The 22,996-nt window shown below is 65.1% G+C and carries 13 protein-coding genes and 5 pseudogenes; 6 read left to right on the plus strand and 12 right to left on the minus strand.

Features of this window, described 5'->3' with window-relative positions; genetic code table 11:
• Window positions 1-1,383: 1,383 nt before the first annotated feature.
• From tpg to ACZ69I_RS36920, 4 genes and pseudogenes are all read right to left on the minus strand, one after another.
• Window positions 1,384-2,067, minus strand: coding sequence for a telomere-protecting terminal protein Tpg (tpg, locus tag ACZ69I_RS36905; protein ID WP_470836872.1), 684 nt, complete (start codon window positions 2,065-2,067; stop codon window positions 1,384-1,386).
• 330 nt (window positions 2,068-2,397) lie between these two features.
• Window positions 2,398-5,108, minus strand: a pseudogene (locus ACZ69I_RS36910) (RHS repeat-associated core domain-containing protein); the annotation flags it as partial.
• Between the two features lie 62 nt (window positions 5,109-5,170).
• Entirely contained in the window at window positions 5,171-5,938 is a 768-nt protein-coding gene (locus ACZ69I_RS36915) for a DnaB-like helicase N-terminal domain-containing protein (RefSeq protein ID WP_470836873.1), read from the minus strand.
• A 1,325-nt stretch (window positions 5,939-7,263) separates the two neighbouring features.
• Entirely contained in the window at window positions 7,264-7,512 is a 249-nt protein-coding gene (locus ACZ69I_RS36920; protein WP_470836875.1) for a hypothetical protein, read from the minus strand.
• Between the two features lie 79 nt (window positions 7,513-7,591).
• Here ACZ69I_RS36920 and ACZ69I_RS36925 point away from each other — a divergent pair, with 79 nt between their 5' ends.
• Window positions 7,592-7,888 carry a barstar family protein gene (locus tag ACZ69I_RS36925; protein ID WP_470836876.1) on the plus strand — a complete coding sequence of 99 codons (297 nt, stop codon included), beginning with the start codon at window positions 7,592-7,594 and terminating at the stop codon, window positions 7,886-7,888.
• A gap of 21 nt (window positions 7,889-7,909) precedes the next feature.
• On the opposite strand, the gene ACZ69I_RS36930 is transcribed toward ACZ69I_RS36925, so the two are convergent.
• Window positions 7,910-8,739 (minus strand): IS5 family transposase gene (locus tag ACZ69I_RS36930; protein ID WP_470836932.1). Its coding sequence is split into 2 segments (ribosomal slippage): window positions 7,910-8,398 and window positions 8,401-8,739, totalling 828 coding nucleotides; the frame shifts between segments, so codons are not numbered across the junction.
• 505 nt (window positions 8,740-9,244) lie between these two features.
• Window positions 9,245-9,436 carry a hypothetical protein gene (locus tag ACZ69I_RS36935; RefSeq protein WP_470836878.1) on the minus strand — a complete coding sequence of 64 codons (192 nt, stop codon included), beginning with the start codon at window positions 9,434-9,436 and terminating at the stop codon, window positions 9,245-9,247.
• A 154-nt stretch (window positions 9,437-9,590) separates the two neighbouring features.
• Between ACZ69I_RS36935 and ACZ69I_RS36940 the strand changes: the two genes are divergently transcribed.
• Both ACZ69I_RS36940 and ACZ69I_RS36945 read left to right on the plus strand, forming a co-directional pair.
• A complete protein-coding gene (locus ACZ69I_RS36940; protein WP_470836879.1) occupies window positions 9,591-12,515 on the plus strand; it encodes an NACHT domain-containing protein in 2,925 nt (974 codons plus the stop codon).
• Between the two features lie 920 nt (window positions 12,516-13,435).
• Window positions 13,436-14,653 (plus strand): hypothetical protein, encoded by a 1,218-nt coding sequence (locus ACZ69I_RS36945; RefSeq protein ID WP_470836880.1) that lies wholly within the window; start codon window positions 13,436-13,438, stop codon window positions 14,651-14,653.
• 462 nt (window positions 14,654-15,115) lie between these two features.
• Here ACZ69I_RS36945 and ACZ69I_RS36950 read toward each other — a convergent pair.
• Window positions 15,116-15,513 (minus strand): annotated as a pseudogene (locus ACZ69I_RS36950) (pentapeptide repeat-containing protein); the annotation flags it as partial.
• On the opposite strand from ACZ69I_RS36950, the pseudogene ACZ69I_RS36955 reads away from it, so the two are divergent.
• A pseudogene (locus tag ACZ69I_RS36955) lies at window positions 15,514-16,137 on the plus strand (hypothetical protein); the annotation flags it as partial. It lies immediately after the preceding pseudogene.
• A gap of 212 nt (window positions 16,138-16,349) precedes the next feature.
• Here the strand turns inward: ACZ69I_RS36955 and ACZ69I_RS36960 are convergent.
• Together ACZ69I_RS36960 and ACZ69I_RS36965 are read right to left on the minus strand one after the other, a co-directional pair.
• Window positions 16,350-16,967, minus strand: coding sequence for an SMI1/KNR4 family protein (locus tag ACZ69I_RS36960; RefSeq protein WP_470836881.1), 618 nt, complete (start codon window positions 16,965-16,967; stop codon window positions 16,350-16,352).
• Between the two features lie 153 nt (window positions 16,968-17,120).
• Window positions 17,121-19,454, minus strand: a complete 2,334-nt coding sequence (locus ACZ69I_RS36965) for a NucA/NucB deoxyribonuclease domain-containing protein (protein WP_470836933.1) — start codon at window positions 19,452-19,454, stop codon at window positions 17,121-17,123.
• Between the two features lie 727 nt (window positions 19,455-20,181).
• On the opposite strand from ACZ69I_RS36965, the gene ACZ69I_RS36970 reads away from it, so the two are divergent.
• Both ACZ69I_RS36970 and ACZ69I_RS36975 read left to right on the plus strand, forming a co-directional pair.
• Entirely contained in the window at window positions 20,182-20,331 is a 150-nt protein-coding gene (locus ACZ69I_RS36970) for a hypothetical protein (RefSeq protein ID WP_470836883.1), read from the plus strand.
• 129 nt (window positions 20,332-20,460) lie between these two features.
• A pseudogene (locus ACZ69I_RS36975) lies at window positions 20,461-20,721 on the plus strand (transposase); the annotation flags it as partial.
• Here ACZ69I_RS36975 and ACZ69I_RS36980 read toward each other — a convergent pair.
• The 3 genes and pseudogenes from ACZ69I_RS36980 to ACZ69I_RS36990 form a co-directional block, all read right to left on the minus strand.
• Window positions 20,721-21,578: pseudogene (locus ACZ69I_RS36980) on the minus strand (ISKra4 family transposase); the annotation flags it as partial. The pseudogenes ACZ69I_RS36975 and ACZ69I_RS36980 overlap by 1 nt on opposite strands.
• 69 nt (window positions 21,579-21,647) lie before the next feature.
• A complete protein-coding gene (locus ACZ69I_RS36985; protein ID WP_470836884.1) occupies window positions 21,648-22,196 on the minus strand; it encodes a hypothetical protein in 549 nt (182 codons plus the stop codon).
• Between the two features lie 137 nt (window positions 22,197-22,333).
• On the minus strand, window positions 22,334-22,720 hold the full coding sequence (locus ACZ69I_RS36990) for a hypothetical protein (protein WP_470836886.1): 387 nt from the start codon (window positions 22,718-22,720) through the stop codon (window positions 22,334-22,336).
• Between the last annotated feature and the right edge of the window lie 276 nt (window positions 22,721-22,996).

Here is a 22,996-nt window from a genome sequence, read left to right on the forward strand (position 1 = left end):
CGATGATGAGCGAGGTGGCAGTCACTGCGGCAACCATGCCGGTCGCAGTGCGCTGACGGATATTCATGAGGCCCTTCCGGTCTGACGTTCAAAGCGCATCCGCGCAGGAGATATGGCGGAACCTCCTGCGCCATGATGATCTTGAAGGACTGCGCCATATGGCGCAAACGCCGCAGAAGGCGGTTATAGGATCTAAATAAGAAAAGGGACCAAGGTCCCACCAAAGGGACTTTGGTCCCGGCGCTCGAACCACTGCGACTTGTCCCTGCCGACAGGCGAGACTCAGCACCCGCGGGCCCGCCCGCTGTCACGACCAGGGCAGCTACCCAAGTCGTGATGAGCGCGGTGCGTCCCGAGAAACGCGAGGGGTGCATCGAGCGCCCGAAGGCGTTCGTGGAGCAGCACCTCGCCAACCTGACCCGCATTCCGTTCCCCCATCTACGGCGCGCCCTGCCCCCATCTCGCCCTGCTGGACGACGCCCACGACACCGAGACGGCCACAGCACGCTGGAAACGGCTCGAGGCCGGGCAGCAGCCCGTCCGCGCCTGCACCCTGCGCGCCCGCCACCACAGCCACGGCGCCACCGACACCGCCTGGGTTCACCGGCCGCCGCACCTGATGTGCGCGCGGCACCACCAAGCCACCCCCGCCCGCACCTGGACTGCGCCCGAACTCGCCATGGCGCACCACGCCCACCGACCCGACCGGGCCTGCGGACAGAGGCCCGCATGACAACCACGCCCTTGGGCGGCCGTGCTGGTGGTCCTGCCGGACGGCCAAGAGCTCACCGCCCGGCTGCGGGACCGGCGTAAGACGCCGCGCGGCTGGCGTATGAGGTGGGGCTGCCCGCGTACCGCAACACCGCCGACGGCGACGTCCAGGCCGCGGAGTAGCGGGTGTGGACGCCGGGCAGCTATGTCGACAACTCGTTCCAACTAGCGCAGCCCGTACGGGTGTGCCCGACCGCCTGGCCGGGGGGGGGGTACGCGCAGACGTCAATGCGAAATCACAGCCCCCTCGGCTCGACTCAAAGATCGAAAATACGAGGGCCATGAAATCAACATTGAAGCTGAGGGCCACCGCCCTTGGAGTAGTCACAGCACTGGCCTGCACGGCGGGTACTGCAGCCGCCGCACCGCCGGCTGCGGCGAAGAAGCCACTCACGAAGCCAACTTCTTTGTAGGGCAGGAAAAAATACTTGAGGACGACACGGTTGAGACGCTCGCCCGGATCAATGCGCTGCCCACCGTGACGTACGTGGATTACCAGCAGGTCAGGAAGAGGCTTGCCGAAGAGAAGGCCGCCGCCGGCTGACCCGGCGGTGGTATACGGAGGGGCCCTGAACCGCGCGCGGTTCGGGGCCCCTTGTCATGGGCGGGTGATCACAGCTTGATGTCGAGCCGCTGCACGTCGGTGAGTTCCACGCCCAGTCCGTGGGCGCGGGTGTTGTTGGCGCGGAAGTACATCTGCGCGAGGCCGTCGGCCGCGATCTGCTGGAGCTGCTGCTCGGTGGCGCCCTGCGCGCGGGCGGTGAACAGGCACTGGGGTGGCAGGGCCTGGGTGATGTCCCGTACGCGGGCGTCGTCGGTCGTGCCTCCGGAGGCTTCGAATCCGAATCGGGCGCGGGTGGAGATGACCAGACCGCCCGTGGTCGCCGCCCTTTTCCTCGCCTTCGCGCGGATCTGCGGCTGCCACCGCTTCTTGACCTCGCGTTCCAGGCGCCCGCGGAGGTTTTTGCGGGGACGTTTGAGCTTGCCCACGACGTACCGCTCCAGGCCGAGCAGCACAACATCGCCGGTGAGCGCGCCACCAGCCAGGCCCAGCGCGCCTTCGTCCTGGCCTTCACCGACCCGAACGCCGCCGCCGACGAACTCCACCTCGCCGACCAGCTGCTCACGGGCTTCGATCTGCGCGCCACCACTCTCACCACTGAGATCGCCGCCATCGTTCGGGACGCCGGAACATTGGACAGCCTCGAACCCGTACGCCTCCTGCGCACGGAGATCACCAATGCCGGACTGACAGCCGCCCAGACCGCTCTGGAACTGGCCCTCTGCTTCCACCACGCCGTGCAAAACGGCCGTCCAGGCGCCCTCACCTGCTCGTCGGCAATGAACTACGGACATGCGGCAGCCCCGACCAGGTGCTTGGTCGAGGCCGCCGTCTACTCAGCCCTTGCTCTCCGTTGCCGGCTCCGAACTATCCAGGGCACTACGCATGCGATCAGAGCAGCTGTGAAGAGGACTGACACTGCAATGCGTGAGACGAGCCAGGCGGTGCCGGGCGGATGCCACAGTTCTTCGGCCAGGTTCAACGCGACCGCGAGTGAAAAGGTAAGCCACAAAGCGCTCTTCGCGCGACTGGCGTACTCTTCCGGGTTCACTTTTTGTTTCCTCTCACTCCGTCGCCCACGCGTACGGGTTGAAGCAGCTGTTCAGGTCCTTTGCTTCGTCCTTGAGCGAGTTGTCGGTGTCTTCCCATGCCTTCTTTGCGTAACCCCCCGCTGGCGCCGCGCTCGAGGCCCTGCCCAGAAATCGCGGGCCCTTGTCCTTAAGGAACCGGCCGGTTGCTTTGAGGAACTCGGGCAAAAGGCCAGTGGGATCTATCTTGATGACAGGATCCCCTGCTGCATAGAGATAGGGGTTCTGTTCCTGGCCGGAGGGGTCAGGCTGAGTGAAGCGGCCGATGTTGGGGTCGTAGTAGCGGGCCGCATAGTGGTAGAGCCCGGTCACGTCCTGGTACCCGCCCGCGAATCGGTAGGGCTGAGACGTCTTCTCGCTGCTCGCGGATCGGGTAACGCCACGGGGACTGTAGGAGTACGTGTTGGCCTTCTCGCCGGCCTCGTCGGTGACCGCGACGACGGAGCCGAGCGCGGCGGTGAGGTAGAAGTACGTCTTCCCGTCCCGGGTCATGGAGTTCGACGTGCCCCCGGGCTCACGGTTGAATCCCGTGTCCACACCGGCAGTTGAGGTCGCCCACAGGCCGAGCGGCCCGTTGTGGAAATAGATGTCGCCGAGCTTGACGCGCTCACTCTGGTCGGTCGACCCGTACCGGCCCTCGTAGGTCTTCCCTCCGACGGTGAGGGAGGTGAGCTGGCTGTGATCCGACCACTTCTCGCCGGTGCGGGTGCCCTCCGGCGTGGACGCGCCAGCCGTCTCATGGCCTTCGGCGTCATACGACCAGTTCGTGGTCGAGTCATTCTTCGCGTTGATCTGCTGAGCGTCGTTGATGGCGTACGTCGTGCCGCGAGGGCAGCCTTCGGCGATGCCCTGACTGGTGAGGTTCCCGGCCAGGTCGTAGCAGTACTGCCAGGGAAAGTTGAGGGTCGAGCCCTTCTTCTCCTCGGCGTAAAAAAAGCACCCCGCACCGTCGTAGGTGTAGCTGGTCTTCATGCCGGTCACTGCGTCGGCTGTGGTGCGGATCTTGTCGCCGTCGGTCTTGGCGTCGGTGCCGTAGCCGTAGGTGTAGGTGAGGTCGACCAGGGTGCCCTTGGGGGAGGTCGCCTTGATCTTCTCCGGGCGGCTCGCCTTGTCCACATCGACGGTCTGCACGGTGCCGCCGGGGTAGGTGGTCTGGGTGCGGATGTCGTTGTTGTTGTACTTGTACGTGGTGGTCTTGCCCTGCGGGTCCTTGAACTCCTTGAGTTTGTTGACCTCGTTCCAGGTGTAGTCGGTCTTGCCGGCCGGGTCCTGGTAGTAGTCGACGTTGCCCACGGGCGTGTAGGCGAGCAGGGTCTGGGAGCCGTCCTGGAGAGTGCGGACCGTCTCGCGCTGGAGCGGGTCGAAGTCGTACTTCACGGTGCCGGTGGAGTCGTCGCGCTGGCGCACGTTGCCGTCACCGTCGTAGTGGTAGCGGACCGTGTCGTTGGTCGTAGACACCGTCTTGATGCGGTCCAGGTGGTCGTAGGTGAAGACCTTCTTGATGCCGCGGCCGTCGGTGAGTGTCTCGGTGCGGCCCAACGCGTCGTAGGTGTACGTGGTCTCACCCAGCGGCTTGGGCGGAGTCACCTTCGCCAGGTTGCCCTTGTCGTCGTATCTGAAGGACGTCTTCACCGTCTTCGTCGACGACATCTTCGTCTGGGCCGTGCACCGCTGGCCCTCGAAGCCACCGCAGTCCGGGGTGGCGGGGTTGTAGGTGTACGAGACGTTGCCGCCGCCGGTGCCGGCCTGGGCGACGGACTTAGTGTTGCCGGCCGTGTCGTAGGTGAAGGACGTCTTCTCGCCGTCGGCGTTGGTGGAGTCCTTGGGCTTGTCGCCACCGGCGACCGTCTGCCAGCTGGTGACCGACTTTCCGCCGGTCGGGGACTTGATGCTCTCCAGGTTGTTGCGGGTGTTGAACCCGTAGTCGGACACGTTGCCGGGGGTGGTGCCGGTGCCCATCGCATCGGTGGTCGTGTCGATGTTGTGGTTCGCGTCGAACTTCGTGGATCGCTTGTGCCCGAGCGCGTCGGTGACCTCGTCGACCTGGCCGTCGCCGTCGTGCTTGTACTTCGTGGCGTGCTGCTCGGGGTCCGTGACGGTCGTCGTGCCGGCCACGGTCGGCGATTCCGCACTGTACTTGTAGGTCCAGGTGGGGCCAGTGTGGCCGGAGCCGTTCAGCTCGGTGGCCCGCAGCATCGACGTGACGCGGTTGGCGTCGTCGTAGGTGAAAACAGTGACGCGGCCTTCGGGGGTGGTGATCTTCTCCAGGCGGCGGGAGGGGTCGTAGCCGAAGGTGGTGGTCTTGCCCTCGGCGTCGGTGGTCTTGTGCAGGTTGCCATCCGGGTCGAGGTCGAAGACGGCGGTGCGGCCGGAGTTGTCCTTGGCCTGCCACTGCGAGGCGTCGGTCTTGAGCAGGTCGATCCAGCGCCCTGAGCGGGTCTCGGTCAGCTTGAAGCCCTTGTGCTCTTTGCCCTGGTCGTGCTGGTGACGGTGATGGTGCCCTTGTTCTTGTCGGTGACTTTGGTCAGGGTGCCGTGCTCGTTGTAGGTGTCCTTGGTGTGTGACTTCCAGTTGGTGACGGTGTAGGTGCCGTCGGCGTTTTTCTTCAGCTCCTTCGAGTAGCCCTTGGGCGTGGTGTAGGAGCCGTCAGCGGCCTTCTTGAAACGCAGAGTGTCGCCGGAGACGTCGGGCATATAGGGCCCGTTTCGCCGGTCCGGACCGATGCGGAGGTCGGCCCGGACCGGGGGTTCTAGCGGGTGGCTCGGACGGGTAGCGGGGCGGCCCGCGGAGGCGGCCCGGCCCGAGGGGCAGCCGGGGAGCGGGCCGGGCGGGCGGTGCGCGGCGTGGCCGGGCCGGTGGCCTGGTGCCAGCGGGAGCGCACGGCGGTCAGCTCGGCCAGCGCCCGACGGCTGCCGGTGATCAGCTGGTGGGGGCTGTTCGCCGGGTCATGGGTGAGGGCGGTGATTTTGACGGCGGTGGTCTGTGCGCGGCTGAGCAGGGCACGCTCAAGGACCTTCTCGCCCCAGTGTTCGTGTAAGCCGACCGGCGTGGAGAGCAGGGTCAGCAGGTCGGCGGGGGCGATGTCGTGTGCGAGCAGGCCGCGGTGCTGGGCTTCCCAGAGCACCGTGATCGGGTCGACGGCCTCGCCGCGGTGCGTGAGCGCGGTGAGGCACTGCCACAGTGCCGCGTGCAGGGGGAGCGCGAAGTCCCCGGGCATGAGCCAGCGCATCTGGCTGGTCTCGGCGGGGTACGCGGTCGCGGTGGCGATCAGGAGGCGTTCCTCGTCGAGGGCTTCCTCGCCGGTGTCCCTGGCGGGCGCCGGCGGCAGCGAGGCGCGCGGCAGGGAGCCGGGGTGCGGGGTGAAGCGGCCGGAGAGGTCGTCCAGGAACCGGGCGAGGGCGTCGGCCTGGTGGACGGTGGCCCTCGCGCGGTCGGGCAGGGCGGTGTCGACCGCAGCCTGGGCCAGGCGCTCGGCGTGCAGGCGCAGGCTGCGGCGGGCGTGGTCGGCGCGGATCATCCGGGCGTATGTGGCCGCGTGCTGGGGCCAGGGGCAGACCTGGATGAGGGTGTGCAGGTGACTGATGAGAGGGTCTGGCGGGTGAGTGAGACACCGATGAACACCCTGCAATACCGCTTTGACGGGCCGGAGGACGCCCCGGTCCTGATCCTTGGTGCCTCACTGGGTACCACATGGCACAGGTCGGCAGAACCGTCTTCTGGCGTCCACGCAGTTTGAAACGATGCCGTTTGTGGAGGCGTGTTCCCCGTCATCCGGGAGTGTCTACGGGGTTGGTGACACCGGCGTGACACGTGAGGCACTTCAGGTGGCATGGCGCAGCGGGGGTTCTGCGTGGAGGGGGGTCTGATCCGACGGGCCTCGTCGGATTGCTCCGGCGAGGCCTGTCATGCGGTTGGCAGAGGCTGTCAGAGTCTGCTCACCAGAGGGCGTCCTGCTGGGCTGACTGACGGGGAGTGGCAGGTGTCGTGGCCAGTTGCACGAGCGTCTTGTTGTTGACGATGCGGGGCTTTTGTGCTCGGCGGGTTCAGCTTGCGGAAGTACGTTCAGCCAGTCTCGTTTGGCGCGCTCCTGCATGTTTCCGCTACCCAGGGGCGCTGGCCCGGCCGTTGTCAGTGCTGGGGGAGAGAATCCGCGGATGGCCAGCGAACCTACGGCGGATGGCGAATCTGTGATCCTCGCCAGTGCCTTGCGTACCTACCTCTCGGAAACCAGACTCGCCTTCACCGGGCTCACCGGCCCGGAGGCAACCCGATGTATCACCCTGGCAGTAGCCAGGTGGGCACGTGCCTCAGGTTGGCGGTGCTACGCGGAGGAACCCATGCGCTACATCGACCCACCTCGCAGGGTGCATGGAGGCTGCGTCACGTATTGGTCGCCACCCTGGTTGGCCTATCTGGATCTCCGCGTGGTTCGTGAGAACGGCCCCCCGGTCGCCATCGAGATCGACCGAAAGGACGCCAGTACCGGCGTGGACAAGCTTCGCGATGAAGCCCTCCGCGGGCACCCAGCGCTGTGGATTCGCTGGCACGGGGCGGTACGCACCGGGCTTCCGGATGGTGTCGCCCGTCTACACCTGCCCGCACGCTCCAGCCGCTCTCCCATCCGGTACTCGATGTCACCCGTCACTTCCTCAGCGGCAATCACCTTCGGCGACGCCGTAGTCCCCGAAGCCCGGGAAACGGCCCTGCGTCGGGACAGGCAACGAGCAGCGCAGGAGAGCCGCGCCGCCGCTCTCCTCGGAGTCCCGAGCTGCTCAATCCCAGAAGTGATGACCAGCAATGGCCTACTCACGTAGTCCCACGAGAGAAGTGCGAGTCCCGCGATCAGGTCGTCCCGACCCCCGTTCCGCAGAGGGTGAGGACGGTTTCACCCGCGCATGTGACGGCGGAGGCGAGCAGATTCGACCACCCCTCGGCCAGCAGGTTGTCGCGCAGGATCTCGCGGGCGAGCCGGGTGGCGGCCAACGCCACCGGGGTTTCCGTGGCTCTAGCGATGCGGAGGTGTCCGGGCTCGTACCGGTAGGCGAGCTGATCGCGGGGCTGGGTGGCGGTGACCAGGTCGCCGTCTCTCACGTACCGCAGACACCAGTTCGCCTAGAGCCTGTCTCTTTGGCCGATGAGCGCCTGTGATGAGGCTGGTTAGCCTGCTGCGATGACGGACAGCGAGCTGATTGTTGACCTACGCGGTCGGCTGATCGAGACACTCGACGACTTCTGGGATGCGGTGAGCGAGCCGTGCGGGCTCCCGGAGTGGTTCGGTCGGAACCTGGACGCGTGGTCGGACACGATCGAGACCCGGGGCATCTCTGAGGTGATCGACAGCCACGACATCCTGATCGTGCACGTCGACCAGCAAGGTCTCTTTGACGGGCACCGACCGGAGGCCAACGTCCTGGCCGACATCTTTGATGGCGAGCAGAACCGACTCGTCGTTCACGGGCCAGCCTGACGAACCCTTCGGACACCCTCTTCATCGCCTGGTCCAGATGAGGATGGCAGCAAGGTGGAGCGCGGCCTCGCAGGCGATGGCGAGCTTGTCCGTCCGCATGGCGAGGCCGCGCCACTGCTTGAGTCGGGCGATGCACCGCTCGACGGTATTGCGCTCCTTGTATGTCTCGGCATCGAAGCCGGGCGGGCGTCCACCGGCGCGACCTCGCCGCAGACGGTGGCCGATCTGGTCGGCGGGCTGCGGGATGACCGCACGGATGCCGCGTCGACGAAGGTGCCAACGAATGGCGCGGGAAGAGTAGGCGCGATCCGCGAGGCCGACCGCAGGGCGGGTTCTTGGCCTGCCGAGCCCGCACCGCGGGATCCGGATTCCGGCCATGACTGCCTCGAAGGCCGGCGCGTCACCGGCCTGTCCCGCGGTGATGTGGATGGACAGAGGTCTTACCCGACTGTCACTGGCCAGATGGACCTTCGTGCTCAAGCCGCCGCGAGAGCGTCCGAGTGCGTGGTCGTCGGGCTCGGATCTGCCGGGCGCCCCCTTTTCCTGGCCCCTGCCGAATGCTGGTGAGCCCGGCAGACGGTGGAGTCCACGGAGACCGTCCAGCCCACATCGTCATCGGCATCAGCCACTGCAAGAACCACCGCGTGGACCTGTTGCCAAGTCCCGTCCATAGCCCACCTGATCAGGCGATTGTGTGCGGTTTGAAAGGAGCCGAGCTCCTCTGGCAGGTCGCGCCAGGGTGAGCAGGTGCGGTACTTCCACGCGATCGCTTCCAGGGTCCGGCGGTGGTCGGCCCACCGTCGTCCACGGACTGACTCGGCCGGCATCAGCGGCTCGATCCGGGCCCACATCGCATCAGTGATCACCAATCGGACAGACACATCCGACCAACTGATCAATCCGTCAAAGAGACACGCTCTAGGTGGCTTTGCTGACGGCCGCAGGGGCGTTGACCGGCTCGGACAGGATCACCATCGCTTCGTCCCACGTTGGCGGCCCCTACTGAACCCGCCTCCGGACCCGCCGTCTCGATGGCGTTCCACCACAATCCGAAGTAGCACACTACCCAGCCCGTGACGGCCTTCGTGTCGCTGGAGACGGTCACGTGGTGGGCGGCGGTGGTGATGCGTGTTACGTGGTCGCTCACTTCGTGTTCTCTCCTTCGATGAGGTGCTGCACGGCCTGTCAGGCGGAGTGCAGTTTGGCCCGCCCGTCGGTTAACAGGCGTTGATCGACGGGGTCGAGGCGCGGGCGGGCGGTCCCGGCGAGCAATCCCGGCTGTGTCCTTCGTCATGTCCGAGCCGGCCTCGATGCGGCCCGTGCGGACTAGAAACACCGACCGGGCCTCGCAGGGGGTCACATCAGGGTGCTGATCCCCAGGGCGAGCAGCGCCGTGATGAGGGTCAAGGTGCCGCCGAAGGCGACACCGGCACGCAATAGGGCGGCGGGCAGCGTGGCACCGTCCATGCGGGCCAGCAGGCCGGCGCCGACGGCCGCCAGGAGTGCGAGAAGCGCGGCGACGAGCATCACAAGAGTCAGCAGCGTCACGGTGGTTGGTGATACAGGCACGGTTCTCTTCCGTTCCGTAGCGGGAGGTTTTGTCGCAGCGAAGATGGCGAGACGGACGTGCGGCAGCATGCGATTGGACGATGATGAACGGACAGGTACCAGGGGGCCAAGGCTGGCTGGAGGGGGAGACCGAGTGAGCGGGGGCATCCGGGACGAGCTCGTCGAGCTGAAGGCACAGCTGCGACAGTTGCGGGCAGAGCGCCGATTGTCGATGTCCGGACTGGAACTGCGGGCAGGGCTCGGGCACACGACCGCAAGCCGGGCGCTGAACGGCTCCACGGTGCCCAGCGAAGCCACCGTCGTCGCCCTGGCCCGTGCGTTAGGTACCGACGCCGGGCCACTGCTCGCACAGCGCCGCCGGGCGCTGCTGGAGGAGCCCGTCCCGAGCCGTGCACCTGTCGGCAAGACGGCGGTCGACGACGCGGACACGCGATTCGAAGAACGGTACCGCCAGTACGTGGAACACCGGCACGGGCAGTTGTCTGTCATCGGCCTGGCGCTTTCCCAGTCGGATCGGGCGTCGTGGCCACTGGATACCTCCTACCTCAGTCTCGAACTCGCACTTCGCACAGCACCCGAACCGGGAGTGCGGACCAAGCCCTCCGACCAGGTCTGGAAGTTCGACCTCGCGGGCGTCGGCACGGAGGTGCGAGCGGAGCGGGCCGAGCAGGCTCTGGCAGGGCGACGACGCACCGTGCTTCGCGGGCTGGCTGGTGGTGGCAAGAGCACCTTGCTGCAGTGGCTCGCCGTCATGACCGCTCGTCAGGACCTGCCGGACGAACTAGCGCATCTGGAGGGCTGTGTGCCCTTTGTACTGCCCTTGCGCACTCTGGTCCGCAGAGGAGATCTGCCCGGTCCGCAGGAGTATCTGGCCGCCGTCGGCTGCCCCCTGCACGTGGCGCAGCCGACTGGCTGGACGGACCGGGCACTGGCCGGTGGACGCGCCCTGCTCCTCATCGACGGCCTGGATGAGATTCCCCAGGAACAGCGGGCACGTACCCGGCAGTGGCTACTCGAGTTGCTGGCCGCCTACCCTCAGTCGGCCTACCTCGTTACCACCCGACCGTCCGCAGTGCCCGATGGATGGCTGGCGGAGTACGGATTCACCGAGTTGTCCATTTGCCCGATGCGCGCCGGTGACGTGTCCGTATTCATCGCCCGCTGGCACACCGCCGCAGCCGACGATACGAGTTCCGCGGAGGAGAATTCCTACCTTGCCTCGCTGAAAGAGACGCTGCGGGACACCGTGCGGTCCCAGCAGGATCTCGCCCAACTCGCCAGCACCCCACTGCTGTGCGCCTTGGTGTGCGCGCTCAACCGCGACAGACGCGGTCACCTCCCGCACGGCCGCATGGAACTCTACGAGGCAGCCCTGTCCATGCTGTTGATGCGTCGTGACCGCGAACGCGGCATCGACGCTCCCGAGAGCCTTGTCCTCACCGAGCACCAAAGTGTCCAACTGCTGCAACGCCTCGCGTACTGGCTTATCCGCAACGGCCAGACCGAGATGAGCCGCAGCACGGCGATCGACCTTATCGAGGATGCACTGCTCGCCATGCCGCAGGTCGCCCGGCAGAGCGACTCCGCCGGTGTACTTACTCACCTGCTGGCCCGCTCCGGCCTTCTGCGCACCCCCGCTGCGGACACCATCGACTTTGTTCACCGCACGTTCCAGGACTTCCTCGGAGCCAAAGCCGTCCTCGACGCCCGAGATATCCCGCTCCTGATACGCAACGCTCACGACGACCAGTGGGAAGACGTCGTACGTATGGCGGTCGCCCACGCACGCCCCCAGGAGCGTGTCACCCTGCTGCACCGACTGATAGCCCGGGGGGACCGCACACCCACACACCGAACCCGACTGCACGTGCTCGCTGCGGCGTGTCTTGAGTACGCCACCGAGCTCGACCCCGGCGTACGCGAGGAAGTCGAACAGCGCGCCGCAGCCCTGGTGCCCCCACGCAGCCAGGACGAGGCGGAGATCCTCGCCCTCGCCGGGCCGGTCATCCTCCACGTCCTGCCGGGACCCGACGGCCTGGACGACGACGAAGCGGCGGCTGTGATCCATACCGCCGAACTCATCGGTGGCACAGCAGCATTGGCCCTGTTGAAGAAATTCCGCACACACCGCTCGGCGCATTGGACCCTTTCGAACGCGTGGACGAACTTCGACACCCACGACTACGCCCGCGAAATACTCGCCCACATACCCGATCTCTCCACCGTGACCATTCGGACCAGAGAGGAACTGCAGGAACTGCCCCATCTGCGGCCCCTCGAGCGGGCTGCCTTCATCGGCGACTTCACGGGGACGGAGATGACGGCGCCCTTCGCAAAGGAGAACCTCCGAGTCCTGAACATCGACCGGAACCACACCGTGCGAGCTCTGGACTTCCTGCGCCCCTATCTGAATCTGGCCCGTCTCGGGCTCTTCACATGCCCGAACATCAGCGACTTGACGCCCCTAACCGAAGTTCCCCTGCGAGCCTTGGAGATCCACGGGTGCGGATCGGTACGTATCGAGGGCCTCAAGACATTGGCCGAACTCGACATGCTGAGTCTCGATATGGAGCTGCCGGAACGCCGGATCGGCGCTCTGCCCGTCGACGCTAACCTGACTCAGTTAATCCTCGGCCCAAAGGTGTGCAGAAAGCTCTCCTTGGACGGCATCACTCGCTGGCCCAACCTCACCAGGCTGGACCTCTCAGGCCGCCCCAGAGACTTCGCCCGAATCACGGAGCTGGGCGCACTTGAGGACCTCGTGTTCGTCGGCAGTGCGGGGCCCTCCATGCTGGAGCAGCTACCGGAGGTGCCCCAGATCACCGAACTCTGGCTCGGCAAGTGGCGGCTTGGCGACGACCTCGCAGTCGTACGCGCCAAGCTTCCGAGCTTGTCAGTCCTGACGATCTGGGCTGACGAGCACCGGCAAGTAGACCTGAACCCGCTCCGGGGGATGCCCGATCTTACGGTCCGAATCCATCATGCCGCCGAAGTTCTTGGCACCGAACACTTCCCGCCGGAGAACGTCATCCGTAAACCCCGTCCCCGTGCCGCGTAACCTGCACGAGCAGCAGCATGCATCGTTGGCTAGTCCGAAAAGGCAGGGGGGACGTATTCTGCCTGTGCTTCGCCAAGGGCGGTGCGCTCGTCCGCGGAGGGCGAGCTGCGGCGGCGTCTCGGAGTATGCCGGGAACTAGCCCGCCCGAGAGAGCCGGTGGTGTTCAAGGAGCCGTGCAACGATGCCCTCGTCGTCCCAACTGTTCTCAGCGGAAGCCAGGGCAACCGCGAAGCGGGCCTCGGCGTGGACAGCGGTCGAAAGGCAGGCTTGTGCCAACGGCCTCGACGATCCCCAAGCCCTCCTGGCTGTCTGTTCGACCACCCATCGCAGCAAAGCAAGCCAGAACCCGACCACCTAGAAACCTTCTTTCGAAGGCGCCCTCGCTGGGGTCGACAGCCACCGTCAAGAGGGAGGACGGAATTCACAGGACGGTCGCAGTTTGGGCGAGGCATTTGGCTTCGGCGGGGTCGACGGTGAGCTGCCAGCGAATCTTCACCGCAGTCCAATTGGCAAGGTAATCGCAGTGGCCCAATGCGCAGGGGCGCTCTCGCCTACGTACCGGTCCGAGAGCTGTGGTTTTTCGGAGACTGTTCTCGTTGCCAGGCGATATCGTTGTAGAGGACGTACGGGACACCCTGAAGGTGGGCGAAGGCGTCTTCTGGCGTCTACGTGGTCTAGATCGGTGCCGTTCACACAGGCGGGGCTTTTGTGGTCCGGGTGCGTGAACGGTGTTGATGACACGTGCTCCTTCATCCGATCGGCCAAAGCCATGTCTTGACCTTCGGGCATAAGACAGGCTGGTGTGGCACACATCCGGTATCCCTAGCCAGGAGCTCACGAGCATGTCCCCGAGCGTTGCAGCAGATGACGAGGTTCCTCTTCCAACGGCACGCGATGTTCCACTCGGTCCCCTGGCAGGCATGGACGTGCCGCTGTGGCAGGCAGCGACCGGCTCAGTGCTCCACCTGTCGGCGGAGTGCGGGGCGTTCCGAGTCCCTGCGCAGCGGGCTGGTGTCAGCCTGCGTGTACCGGGCCGCGGCAGCATGGCCGACGTTCCGGAGCCTGGCGGCTGTCGGCGTTGTCCCAGCCCGTTCCCTGACTACTATACGCAGGCCCGCCATCTGATCTCACGTATGGAAGCGCTGCGCGCGCTGGCTGATCGGCTCGACTCCGGACATGACCTGGAGGCGTACTGCGACGTTCTCGCATTCGGCATGCACGGCCCGGGAGGCAGCGACTCCAAGGACGCCCACCGTCTGCTGCGCAAGCCGCTCCTGTCACTGGACGCCGCCCGGGAGCGGTTGGCGGAACGCCATGTCGACGCGTACCGAGACGGGGAGTCCAGGGAGGAGCTACTGCTGATCGGAACGGCCGCGCTCCTCGACTCCGACTTCCGTCGCCGTCGGCCTGGGAAGTTCCGGCTGCCCTGGCAGGAGATGTGGGAGGAGATCTGCGAGGAAGCCCTGGCCGCACAAGAGCTGAAGGACACCTCGTCGGGCCCGGCCCGTTATGAATACCAGTACGGATTCGACCGATGGTGTGAGGGGTGGCTCCGGGCTCTCATGTGTCTCGCCCCTGCCGAGCAGCACGACCACACCTCGCCTGTCGCGGCGCGATGGGCCCGCGCTCGCGATGCCTTGGAGCGCGGAATCAAGCGCGACCTTCGCGATGAGTCATGGGTGACCAGACTGGTCGATCAACTGCACGACACGGGGCGAGGAATGGTGACCGGCATTGCCGCTTCCCTGGCCGAGCCGGTGGTCGTGGCCTACGACGGGCGCGAGGTGATCGATCTGCCCTGGCCGGCCCAGTACCTCCTCTGGGCCCAATACCCGGGCGGTGTCCGCCAAGCCAGTCAATGCCGACACCGCCTGACCGCTCTCCCTCAGCTCTTCACCATCCTTGATGGTCTCTCGACTCGCTCTTTGCGGGTGATCGCCGACACTGAGTGGCACGACTCACCAGCCGTCTACCAAGAGGCCATCGACAACGTCCCCAAGGCCGCGTTCTCTCCCGAGGCCCACTGCTGGTGGACCACCAACGCAGCCGGGCGGCTCGTCCACCTCCTGTCCATGGCCCGAGCAGACGCTCTCTCCGCACAGCGAGAGGCCCAGCGCGCCCAGACCCCGTGGCGGTAGGCCACCGCTAGCGAGGGCTCCTGCGGGTCGTCAAGTCATCGTCAATGCGGACGTGATCAGGTTTCAGGCAGCCTTGCCATAGACAGCACCCTCAGCATCGATGAGACTAAACTGCCATCTCCCTCGACGGCACCCAGTCCCGCCCGATGACATGATCTTCGGCAAGCAGACGGCTCGTCACCAACCTGCGGCGGGCGCTCTCCGATATCCCGGGTGTCTCGATACCGATGCCGAACAGCACTGCATCCTCCCCACGACCACATAGCCGCCACCTGTCCTCGCCGTCCGAACCGACGAGCGCAGGTGTAAGTGCCAGGCCGCACGGAAGATTTCAGTGGGCGGGACTGTGACCTGGGCACTGAAATCTTCCGTGCGGCGACTCATGGCTGTCCGGGCGCACTGGTTGCTTTGGTGTCCGGTGGCTGCGGCGCTCTGCCGTCTCTGACCGTGGGTGCGCTGGAGTCAGCGTTTGACGCGGTTGCGGACGGCCAGGACCGCCAAGCCCAACAGGATCGGCTCGGTCACGCGGGACACCATCTCGATGTAAGTGCCGGTGGTGGTCAGGTCCTGGCCGGAGGAGCGGAACACCACCGAGTTGAGCGTGACGTTCAGGGCCTTCTCGAAGCGCTCGCCGGTGACCCTGTCCCCGGTGGGGTTCTGGGGATCAGCTTTGTCGATCTCGAAGGTGACTCTGCCGCCGCCGGGCGGTACGGTTTCGGTCGCTTCCTGCTTCGGGGAGCCCTTCGGGAGCCCGAAGCCCATCAGCAGCATGATGGTGAGGAGCATGGCGGCAGCGAGCCACCCACGGCTCGAGAGGCACTCAGGCCGTAGCCGGACAACGCCCAGTAGGCGGTCAGGAGGTTCCCGGCCTGTGGCCCCTGGCCCCGGAGACCTGGGACGAAGACACCTTCTACGGCCTCATCGAGGTCTTCCACGACCTCGTCAGCCGTCCCCGGATGCGGCGCTACCACGACTTCTGCAACTGCGGCTGGCACCACTCGGAGTTCCACAACGGGCCGACCCGCATCCTGTACCGCGCGAAGGTCAACGAACTGCTTCGCGCTGTCGGCACCGAGTACGAGCTGGCCGCGGAGGGCGAGGACCTCGGCCGCCTGGTTGCCGTCACCGACGACGCCCGCGGCCAGCTGATGCACCACGCCCTCAACGACAGCCCACCCGACATCACCGCTGGCGTCCGCCACGCCATCGCGCTCTACCGCAGCCGTGATGCCTCACCCGAGAGTAAGCGGTCGGCCATCTTCAACCTTGGCCGCATCCTCGAAGAGCGCCGCACTCTGATCAAGGACCAACTCGGCAAGGACGAAGGCACCCTCTTCGAGATCGCCAACCGATTCGACCTGCGTCAGCGCCGAGCCGACCAGCGCGGTGAGTACGACGAGGCGTTCCTCGACTGGATCTTCTGGTGGTACCTGAGCACCGTGGAGCTGACCATCCGGCTGATCACGTCGCACAGCGCCTTCTGACGCTGGCAGTTCAGCTGCCGGCCCCGGCGGTGCGAGCGATTGCGAGCCGTCGGGACCTGGGTATACCGGTTGTTGTGCTCCCGCGCTGGGTTCTGGCTCATGACTTTCGATGGTGCTGTCTGCAGTAGCGGCGAACCGGGAATCGACCCGCGTGAGACCTGGGGCGAGTTAAGTGATGCATGAGGCGGAGCAAGCCAGGTGAAAACGTCCTCTTAGGTCTCGTCTGCTTCCCGCCACTCCAGGAAGCCGTCATCGTCTGTGCAGGGGTACCACTGGCCCCACATATCAAAGCGGGCGGCATGCAGAGCGTTGCCAGCTGCTTGCATGAGATGAGTCAGCGTCAGGAATGCCGGGTTGTCATCGAAGGATCCGCCGGAGTCGACATCGAATATGCCGATCTTGCCAAGGGTCTCATCCTCGACCTGGCTGATGAACAAGAGGTTGCCGCTCTCGTCATAACAGACAGGAATCCACTTCGGGTTCCAGACCAGATGTTCACCCGGTAAGGGGTTGGGGAACTGATGGGGGCGTTCCTGGTGCTGTTCTCTCAGCTGCTGCGTGCGGCGCTCATCGGCTGCCACCATCTGCCGGTATTCGTACTCGATCTGCCGAGCGGTGGCGAATCGGTAGAAAATGGGCAGGATCAGCTCTCCTGACCCATCGTGTCGCAGGAGCGACTCTCGAAGCTCGTCCGGACAAGGCATGCCCAGCTGTCGCTCAACGGCGGCCAGATCATCGTGGCTGGCTGGCTCGGGAAGTGACGCGTGTGTTGCGGGAGCCTGACTCCGTAGCCACTCCTCGATCCCATACCAGGCGTCATTGATCGTCATGGCAGCATCGTCGCGCGGCTTGCTCTAGCACCGCAAGAGAGGCGTTGTAGTGGCTCCACCCCGCTCGTGGATATCCTCGTGTTTGCGCGGTGTTCCGCCGCCGTGGGTGCGTGACTTTCCCTCTTGCGTGGCGCCACGCACCCACCTCTCACCTCATGCGCAGGGCGGGCCAGCCTTCATTGAGAAGGTTCCGGCAATGGGGGGCGAGTTGGGGCGGCATGCAAAGGTCGTCGCTCTACTGGGCCTACTAGCGGAGTAGGACAGTTTGGCCTTGGACCTTAGCGTTCCGGTGGAGATCAGCTTGAACGAGACGAAGCGGGGTCTGTAGATGGTGGGATCGCGGAAGTGGGCACCCTCCGGGGAGACCCTTGTGTCGAAGTTGTTGACATTGTAGGACAGGGTCCATCGGTCTCCGGAGGCTAGGGAGGGGTGGACGTGCGCGTTGTAGGAGAAGCACCTGCCGTCTTCTTCCTTACCTGCGGCCACGCAGTCCCCGAAGGGCACGGGGCCCCCTTCGGGCATCCGGTAGACCTCGTCATGACCCACCCATGATCCGAACGGTCCGTATGGATCGCAGCCTTGCCACATTCTAATTTTTCCGCTGAATGCTTCGGTGCTGTCCTGGCTGACCAAGACGAAGTTGCCATTGTGCGGGGTCACGCTGTATTCGTTGGCGATTCCGACCGTCGTGTCGTTCCCTTCGGTCTCACCATACATCCACGCGCCTTTTTCGGTGTTGAGATACTGCCACTTGCTAGCGTCGGCAATGTTGCTCCCCTTGACGCGGGCGACTCTCATCTTCTTGTTCACCGGTGCGTCATTGACGCCGTATATGTACGTGTAGCCGTCGTCGCTTTGCTTGGGTGACATGACTGCAGCACCCCACTGCACGTCAGCTCTGGAGGGGAGGGGTGCTATGGACTCTGGAGACGATAGGTCGCCGGGGTCGAAGGTGGCGACTAGTGCCCGATAGAAGCCGAAGTCCCAGGCGCCGTCGCCGAACTTGTACCACTCGTGGAACACAACTTGCAGCTTTTTCTTTCCTCCCACATCGGCCACGAGGGCGTCCCCCAGCCAGTACCAGTGGTTGTCTGCCGGAGGTGGCATGAGCGCAGTTGGATTGCCGGTCGTGCCGCCCGCGGTCGTTTCCAGGTTGTCGCCGACTTGGCTGACGATCGAGCTGTTGATGAAGGGGGCGTTCGTGGGTCTTGTGCCGTCGGCCTTCAGAGGGCCCAGCCACGTGTCGGAGAATAGCCAGAGTCGGCGTCCGTCCGGGAGGGTGACGCTGTATGTCGAGTCACCGCCGGTCCAACCACGTGCGGTAGTCGAAGCGTATTTATTGAACACGTCCTGCGGATACGCCGCGGTTTCCACTTGCTTCGCTTCCACCAGGGTGGAGTCGTCACAGCTGCTGTACTTGACGGGGGCGGCAACGCCGCTAGGTGCACCGGCGCCCTGGTATGGGCTGCCGTCAGCTGCGAGCACATCGACATAGAACTTGTCCTGCTCGATGATGCGCTGGCTGTTGTAGAAGGCGCTGAGGTGATCGCCACCCACTCGGTTTTGTTCCCGGTCGATGACTTCGACGGAGAAGTGCTTAGTGGCCGAGCCGCCGACGGATGAGCCTTGCCAGGTCGACTGGAAGGGGTACTCATCGCACTGTTTGGTGTTTCCTTGCGAATACCCCCTGCCCCAATATTCGCGACAATAGCGTGCAGACTTGTCGTTGTTGGCCTTCTTTGATGCGGCATGGGTGAGACGTTCCAAGGGCTTCCCGGTCTTCCGGGACCCTGGGATGGACTTGCCATCTGGCGAGATGGGGAGGGTGAGGTCTGACTGGTTCTGAGCCTTCCAGACATGGTTCGCTTCCTCTATGACATCTGGAGTGGCCTTCAGCCAGAACTGCGAGATGACGTCAGGGAAAACGCATCCGTGGTAGTTAACCGAGGGGGACGAGTCGCAGCGGAACCCGCTTTCCGGGCCGAGGATGAGACTGTCTGTATTCGCAGGGTTTCCCAGGACTTGAGATGTCAATGTGAAGTCGCCGTACGCAATTCGTTCCGTGTCCGTGGCGGTGCCCGGCGGGAGGGTGAAGTCGATGTTGGTGCTGAGCCCACCAAATCGCGACCAGTCACCCAGAGTGAAAGTGTCCCCAGTCTCAGGTCCGGGTTTGCACGTGGTGTTGCTGTTCGTCGTGGAGCAGTCCGGGGCGAACCGCAACTGCTTGGTCAGGTCAGGGGGCGGCGTCGATATTACGGCCTGATCGAGCATGACCCAGGCGCGGATCTTGCGATCTTCCGTTGCATTCGACCCCTGGTTGCCCATTCCCATCATGGACATACGGAAGCTGACAGATCCCACAGTCTTGCAGCTGGGGTCACATCGAACGTCTTCCACAGTGAAGATCCCGACCTTGCACCAGGTGAAGTGAGCGAGGGTGTCCTCGCCGCCTGTTGAGGGCGCCATCGCGTCCCAACATTCGCTCATGTTCACCGCGTCTGCTGCTCGGGTCCTTTGGGGGAGCGTCTTCACGTAGTCGGTGCGACGTTTCGCCTCTGCCGAACTCTCTGGGCTGACATGTCCCCGCTTCTGCACCCCTGGCTGGGGGGTTTGAGCACCTTGCGGCATAGCGAATCGAGTTTTGGTGAACTCGCGCACATCGTCTGTCACGGCACTGGCCGGAAGAGCTGTCAGCATCAATGCAACGACCGTGACCAGCGCCGAGACCCAACAATATCTTCGCAATCTCCATCCCTTCATCGCAGGCAGGTCGAGCACTGCCCTCGGACCCGGCGTCAAGTGGCGCCTTTCGGCTGTCGCTTGACTGCATGTGGGGGGATGAAAAGATCATTCAGTGAGGCTGAGTCGGTGCATACGCGAACCCGTGCCGGTGTCAGGTGTGGGGAGTTCGGGACCCGGGGCCTCTAGAAGTACTTAGCCACCTAGTGACGACGTACGGGCGTGCCGCAGGTGGGCGTGCTTTACAGATTACGTGTACAAGTCAGGTTCGAATGGCTGTACGTCAGCTTTGACCGGAACACGCTGGTCGGCTTGAAGTGGCCGCCCTGTCTCTCTCGCCGTCCGGCCACCGCGGTTCGCTCGAGCGCTGTTGCACTGGGCAGCATGCGGAGGGGGCCGGTTCGTTTCGAGTGGCTGGCTGACCTGGGTGTTTGCCGGTGCGGTCTGGTCGGGGGTGCTCGGTGAGGAGGGTGGGGTGATTGTGTTCTTGCTGGAGGAGTTGGAACGACGCGAGGCCGTGATCCGGGAACGCGTGGCCGAACTGGCGAAGGCTCATGATGGGGCTGGCCTGCTGACGCTGGTGTGGCCACAAGGTGAGGAGCTCATCTATATCTGCGGAGGCTGAGTTCGGGCAATTGGCAGGTTCACGGTGCGGGTGCTGGCCGAGCGCATCGAGCAGCTCGGCGTACAGGCGCGGGCGCTGGAGCAGCGCCTGGCGGACTTGATCGGGACGCACTACCCCCGCCTCATGGCCTCCGTCGGGGTCGGTCCGCACAGCGCAGCCGTGTTGTTGACGGCCCTGGGTGACAACAGCGAGCGCATGCGAGGCGAGGCTTCGTTCGCGGCGTTGTGCGGGGCAAGCCCTGTTGAGTACTCATCGGGGACTCGGCAGCACCGTCGGCTCAACCGCGGCGGCAACCGGCAGGCGAATGCTGCTGCCCTGCACCGCATTGTGCTCACCCGGCTGCGCTGGGATTCGCGTACCCAGGCGTACTACGAGCGACGGGTGGCGGAGGCTTTCGGACCTGGCCGCACCGGCCGGGCTTCGCTGCGGCCGCCGGGTGGATGAATGATGTCGTGCGGCCGACGCGAGGCGGGAACGGTGTCGAAGACGCAGGCCACCGTCGCCATCCTCTTGCGGTTGGGCTTCTCGCCGGGGGCGAGGCGTCCGCGTCGCCCAGCCGCCGCGCTCTTGGCCGCCGCCCGCCGGGTGGCCTCGCGTAGGGCTTCGGGGCGCATCACGACTCCCTTCCCATCGACCTGGATGACCAGGGGCATTTCGCGGGTGCACGGGGTGGAGATCTTCGCCGTGTAGTAGGCGCCGATCTCGACCGCGGAGGCGACCAGCAGCTCTTTGAGGCGGCGCTTGCCCAGCACCTTGCCGCATCGTCGGTCGATCGCGGCGGCGGCCTGGTCGTATGAACCGCGAACTGCTTCCAGGACCGCGAGCCGGGCCAGTCCTCGTGAGTGCCGGCCAGCGGGCAGCGACAACACTTCGTCCGCTGGATGCACGTTGGCAAGACCCCGGCCGCGATAGGCGATCCGGGTCACCCGCACCGGCCCGAACACACAGGTCAGCAGTCGACGGTGGCCCGTCTCCCGCCAGGTCCGCGGTTGCCCTTCGGGACCGAGCACCAGGGGCTGCCCTCCATCCGCTCGCACCGTGTCCTCCTCCTTCCTGGCTCGCTGATCGAGGTGGTTCCGCATGAGTTGCCGCAGCAGTTCGCGTCCCAACCGTTCGAGCTGCGCTCCCAGTTCGTCATGCGGCATGTCCGCTGCCGGACCGCCGGCCAGCGTCGAGATGATGCGTTCGAAGGCATCACGGGAGGCGGAGTACGGATCAGGCTCGGGTAAGGCGTCGTACGGTTCCATCGAAGGCTCTTCTTCGCGAGTGATTCGTTCAGGTTGGCACCTACGAATCTACGAAGAAGAGCCCTTTGCTTACTGGGAGTTGGCCCGATCCCGACCTGGGCCTCGTCGAGCGAGGGTGAACTGTCCCGGCGCGTCCTCGTCCAGCCAGCCCCGCTCCACCAGCCGCTTCAGTTTCCCCCGAGTGCCTTCGATCTTCCCGGTCGTCGTCGGCAGACCGATCCTCGGCACGATCTGCTTGGCCTGTACCGGCCCTGGTGCATCAGTGATGATCTCCACGATGTCCCGGTAGATATCCGGCAATACCGCCGCGACCAGGCCCTCCCGCCACGGCGGCACCATCATCGCTCCGACGCCGTGAGGCACCGACGTCTCGTCCGACTCCGGCGCATCCCCCGCCGCGTCGTGCGGTTCGGCCTCTGCGGCCGACAACTCCGCCAGCACCTGCGCGACGGCCTCCCGCGTGATCTCCAACCGCAACAGATCCTCCCGCGCCCGCTCCAGCCGGAGGACCAACTCCGCAGCCTCAACCTGGAGTTTCTCCACATCGCGTCGAGCTGCAGCCTCCCGCGCCTGCAGTTCCGCCGGCAAAGACACCATGGCGACCACCTCCACCACCACGGTAGGGACGAGGAGCCCCAAGCACAGCCCTAATCAGCTCGAAGCCCCAGCGGCCGTGTGGTGGCGAGCGTGGTGGGCAAAGACGGTGGGGAGGTACGGCCTGAAGAGGACGCACTGTGGTCGGACAGTGAACGAGTTCAGCTGCGAATATATTTGCCCGCCCGGAGTACGAATTCGTCGAGCGCCTGTTTGGCCCGTTCGACGCTGTCTTCCAAGCTTGGCCTGTCCGCCGCCTCCGCCATCAACCTGGTGGCTTCAAGTGCTCCTTCTGCGAGCTGAGTAAGACTTGGATCATCAGTGACGAGGTGGACCCGGAATAGAGCTTGTTGCGCCACCATGCGGCGGTAGTAAGCCTCAGCCTGCGCTTCGACAAGCGTCGTACTGTCTCGGTCTTCCGTTTTTCGGTGGAACGGGTCGTACTGCGCTCGGCGGTAGGCGACGACGGCTTCGGCAAAGCCGCTGAAGGCAGTCAGGCGTTCTTCCCGGGTCAGGCGTCTCCAGGTGAAGGCTTCGGCTCGGTCCACCGTCCTGCGCTGAAAGAGGAATGTGAGGAAGGATCCAAGCAAGGTCCCTGCAACCGCTACGAGGCTTGCTAAAGCACCATCCACACGATCAGTTCAGCACGGATTGTCTGCCTGTGACCAGCCCCAGGCCCACACCAGTACGAGCCCGGGTCGGGCTATCTCTGGACCGTGGGAAGATGCTCAGCGATGACAGACGATGGCAACTACCAGCCGTCCAACCGATCTTGGATATGACTGGTGGAGCGACCTGCGGCTTTCGATCGACGGGGCCGTACC

It is taken from the genome of Streptomyces sp. NPDC036815, assembly GCF_055609205.1.